The following is a 4839-nucleotide window of genomic DNA, read 5'->3' on the forward strand; positions in this document are numbered from 1 at the left end:
AACTTGTCAGCTATCTGGCAGGAGATCAAAAAGTAAGTTATCAACATTTATTAGACAATAAACAAGTTCTACTCCCGCTTACCCATCCTGACCCTTATCGCTGCTGGGTTACTGGCACTGGTCTTACCCATTTGGGATCTGCGGCTTCAAGAGATAAAATGCACCAAAAACTAAAAAGCAGCAACCCTGATGCGCTTACAGATTCCATGAAAATGTTCCAAATGGGAATAGAAAATGGCAAAATGCTTAATGAAGCACCTGGCGTTCAACCAGAATGGTTTTACAAGGGAAATGGGCTTTCCGTGGTGCCCACGGGACATGAATTGCTTTCTCCATCTTTTGCCCTTGATGGGGGCGAAGAACCCGAATTGGCCGGCTTGTATGTCATCGATCCGGAAGGTAATCCATTTAGAGTGGGTTTTGCAATAGGCAATGAATTTTCAGATCACAAAATGGAGAAAATCAATTACCTCTACTTGGCGCATTCCAAGCTCAGGGCAAGTGCCTATGGTCCAGAGCTCTTAATCAGCGAACTCCCTGATCAATTGATAGGCCTAAGCAGTATCAAAAGGGGTAATGACCTGCTATGGCAAAAGGAATTTCTTACCGGAAACGCCAATATGAGCCATAATATCGCCAATCTGGAACATCATCACTTCAAATATGACATGTTTAGACAGCCTGGAGATGTGCATGTGCATTACTTTGGCACCTCAGTAGCCAGTTTTGCTGATGGGATTGAAGTCCAAAATGGGGATAGATTTGAGATTTCTATTCCGGAAATGGGAAAACCACTTATCAACACACTCAAACAGGTATAACGACAATGTTTAAATCCGAATTCTAAGACATTTTTTGAAAGTAACGTTATGTTGCTTACTTTAAATAAGAGGTCAATTAAGTGAAAATAATGGTTCATTTCTTCAGGATTGGAACTTTAAATCATTTAGCAGATCAATTACAAACAATATATGACCTTCGTGTAATTTAGACTCATTCAGAATTTACGTTTTATTAATCATAGATTTAAGTTGGATGGTATTATGCATTTGGGTTATCCGTAAAATGCAATCTTAATCCAACTCTTTCATAAAAAATTAGGTTAAAAAATTAGAAAATATAATTTGCCCCCATGCAGCACACCTCCTATTTAGAAATCAGCAAGTCCGCATTTCAAAAAAACATTGAATTTTTAAAAACCGAGATTGGAGATGGTACAGCACTCTCTTTGGTCATCAAGGGGAATGCTTATGGTCACGGAATAGAAAATATAGTCCCTATAGCAGAGTCGAATGGCATCCGCCATTTTTCAACCTTTTCAGCAGATGAAGCGTTGCGTGTGTATCAGGCCAGCCAACATCAAAGTCAGATTATGATCATGGGCATGCTGGAGAATGGGGACTTGGAGGATCTGATTCAAAAAGGCATCAATTTTTATGTTTTTGAATTTGATCGCTTGGAAGCAGCCATAGCCATGTCAAAGAAATTGGGCATCAAGGCAAAAGTCCATGTAGAGTTGGAGACGGGATTTCACCGGACCGGGTTTGAATGGGAAGAAAGGGAATGGTTGGCAACACTTTTAACCGAAAATGTAGATTTTTTAGAATTGGAGGGTCTATGCACCCATTATGCAGGGGCAGAAAGCATTGCCAACTACGTGCGTGTCCGAAATCAGATCAAAAACTACAAGAAGTTCAAGAAATGGTTTGATGCCCAAAAGATCAAATTTAAAAAATACCATACTGCATGTTCGGCAGCTACGCTGCTCTATCCGGAAACCACCATGGATATGGTGAGGATAGGTATTGCAGCCTACGGATTTTGGCCGACCCAAGAAGCATATATTTACCGTTTCCAATCCTTACCGGAAGATAATAAAAACCCCTTAAAAAGACTCATATCCTGGAAAAGCAGCATAATGAACACCAAAGCGGTCAAAATGGGGGACTTTATTGGTTATGGTTCCAGCTACATGGCACCAAGAGATATGACCATTGCTTTGGTCCCCATAGGCTATGGACATGGATACAGCAGAATGCTGAGCAATCAAGGTAAAGTCCTCATTTCGGGTATAATTGTTCCTGTAGTGGGAACGGTCACCATGAACAGCATTGCTGTGGATGTCACGGACTTGGAAAAAGTGCAAAAAGGGGATGAAGTGGTCATCATCGGCAGCCAAGGAGACAAGGAGATATCTGTTGCCTCCTTTGGAGAATCATCCCAACAGGTCAATTATGAACTACTCACCAGGTTGCCCCAAGATATACCCAGAAGCGTGGTGGATTGATTAAATATTACTGCCATATAACAGTTTTTCGAACCAGACAGCTAAAAATGAAGTCTTCTTTAAAGAATATGAATTAAATTCCAACAAAAACTAAACTTCTATTACGCTTATGTTTAAAAAGTTATATCAAATACCATTGACCTTGGTGCTTGCTATGGCTACGCTGTTTACAGTGCAGGCCCAGGAAGCATTGACCTACCAGACGCCACCTCAGGCCATTACTGACCTTGTTGATTCTGATCCTACGCCTCTTGTAAGTTTCAGCCGATCCGGCGACTTCATGTTAATCTTAGAAAGGGCGGGCAATCCATCGATTGAGGATTTGGCACAACCTGAACTCCGTATAGGTGGGATAAGGATCAATCCAGCCACCAACGGGCCCAGCCGTACAGGTTCCTTTAAAAACGTCATCCTCAAGAATACCCGTGGTGGTGAAGAGCGACAGGTAAAAGGCTTACCTGAAAATCCAAGATTGGGAGGATTTTCCCTTTCAAAAGATGAGAAATACGTGGTCTTGACAAATACCAGCAGTACTGGAATTAGCCTGTGGATGGTAGACTTATCCACCATGGAAGCCAAAAAACTGACTGATGAGATCGTCAATGCAGTATATGGAACAGGCATCACTTGGACACCTGACAACCAAATAATGTTTACAGGAATCAATCCCAACAGGGGTAATATGCCAATTGCGCCTTTGGCACCATCAGGCCCTGTCATACAGGAAACTTCTGGAAATGCAGCCCCATCCCGAACATATCAGGATCTTCTGAGCAATCCTTATGATGAGGCTTTGTTGGAATACTTTATGGATTCCCAGATCATGATGGTAGATTTGGACGGCAACCTCAATGCCATTGGCAAATCAGGTATGATCAAATCCATAGACCTTTCTCCTGACGGTAGGTACATTACAGTTGACTTAATTCAAAAGCCTTTCTCTTACCTGGTTCCCGCTTCCCGCTTTCCTTACAATGTGGAAATATGGGATATTGAGGGAAAAATGGTCAAAACCTTGGCAGAAATTCCTTTGGATGAGGTAAGGCCAACAGGTTTTGATGCCACGGTTACCGGACCTAGGTCCATTTCTTGGCGAGCGGATAAGCCCGCCACTTTATATTGGGTAGAGGCCAAGGATGGGGGCGATCCTAAAGTTCAAATGGAAGAAAGAGAAATTGTCTATACTTTGGATGCTCCTTTCACATCCCAGCCCTCCAAATTGGCAGGCATAGGCTACCGCTATAGAGGAATTTTTTGGTCTGATGACAACTTTGCCTTGCTAAACGAAGGCTGGTTTTCAAGCCGTCAGCAAAAAGTAACCCGCATTAATCCCTCCAAACCTCAAGAAAAAGGTACTGTAATCATAGAGCGTTCTTCTGATGACATTTACAATGATCCTGGCACACCGGTGTTCACCACCAATGCCTATGGCAGGTCTGTACTTTTAAGAAAAGGAGATGATGTGTTCATGACCTCAGAAGGTGGTAGCCCAGAAGGAAGCATGCCTTATTTGTCAGCCTTCAATACCAAAACCAAGACTGAAAATATCCTATGGCGCTCTCAGGCTCCCTATTACGAGCGGGTAGCCAAAGTCTTGGATGCCAATGCCACGGAATTTGTGACCTTGAAGGAAAGTACAGATATACAGCCCAACTATTGGTTGGTCAATACCAGAAGGCGTATCGCTCCTGTTCAGATTACACAATTTGCCCATCCTTATGAATCCATTAAAGGTATCAACAAGGAATTGGTCAAGTACAAAAGGAACGACGGCCTTGACCTATCAGCGGTAGTGTATACCCCGGAAGGTTATGACCCTGAAAAGGACGGCAGGTTACCGGTATTGATGTGGGCTTATCCAAGGGAATACAAATCTGCTGCTGTAGCGGCACAGGTAAGAGGTTCCAAATATACATTTACCCGCTTGAACTGGGGTTCCCCGATCTATTGGGTAACCCAAGGGTATGCCATCATGGATCAGACAGAAATGCCTATCGTGGGAGAAGGTGATGAAGAACCAAATGATTTCTTCGTGGAGCAGTTGGTGGCCAATGCAGAGGCAGCCATTGATTTTATTGTGGAAAAGGGTATCGGTGACAAAAACCGTATTGCGGTAGGAGGTCATTCTTATGGCGCCTTTATGACCGCCAATTTACTTTCCCATTCCGATTTATTTGCTGCAGGGCTTGCGAGAAGCGGGGCGTACAACAGAACCCTTACTCCATTTGGCTTTCAGTATGAGCAGCGCACCTACTGGGAGGCGCCTGATGTGTACAACACCATGTCGCCCTTTATGAATGCCCACAAGGTAAAAACACCCATACTATTGATCCATGGAGAGGCGGATAACAATTCCGGTACTTTCCCTATTCAATCAGAGCGTTATTACAATGCGCTTAAAGGCCATGGAGCGACAACAAGGTTGGTATTCCTTCCTCATGAAAGCCATGGCTATGCCGCCAAAGAATCCATCCTGCATACTCTGTGGGAGCAACATGAGTGGTTGGAGAGGTATGTGAAGAATAGACAGTGAGAGGCTAAAGATTAGAAGC

General features: G+C 43.3%; 3 protein-coding genes. All 3 read left to right on the forward strand.

Annotated features, from left to right (window positions below; all coding sequences use genetic code 11):
• Positions 1-821, forward strand: an 821-nt coding sequence (gene araD1 / locus QZT73_RS08745; RefSeq protein WP_291787673.1) for an AraD1 family protein, incomplete at its 5' end; no start/stop codon positions are given.
• 311 nt (positions 822-1132) lie between these two features.
• Positions 1133-2287: an alanine racemase gene (gene alr, locus QZT73_RS08750; RefSeq protein ID WP_291787676.1), complete on the forward strand. Its 1155-nt coding sequence runs from the start codon at positions 1133-1135 to the stop codon at positions 2285-2287.
• A gap of 109 nt (positions 2288-2396) precedes the next feature.
• On the forward strand, positions 2397-4820 hold the full coding sequence (locus tag QZT73_RS08755; protein WP_291787678.1) for a prolyl oligopeptidase family serine peptidase: 2424 nt from the start codon (positions 2397-2399) through the stop codon (positions 4818-4820).
• Positions 4821-4839: the final 19 nt, after the last annotated feature.

It is taken from the genome of Cecembia sp., assembly GCF_007126775.1.
Taxonomy (GTDB): domain Bacteria; phylum Bacteroidota; class Bacteroidia; order Cytophagales; family Cyclobacteriaceae; genus Cecembia.

Coding starts and splice junctions, on each gene's coding strand:
- alr (WP_291787676.1), top strand. CDS start 1,133: ATGCAGCACACCTCCTATTTAGAAATCAGCAAGTCCGCATTTCAAAAA.
- QZT73_RS08755 (WP_291787678.1), top strand. CDS start 2,397: ATGTTTAAAAAGTTATATCAAATACCATTGACCTTGGTGCTTGCTATG.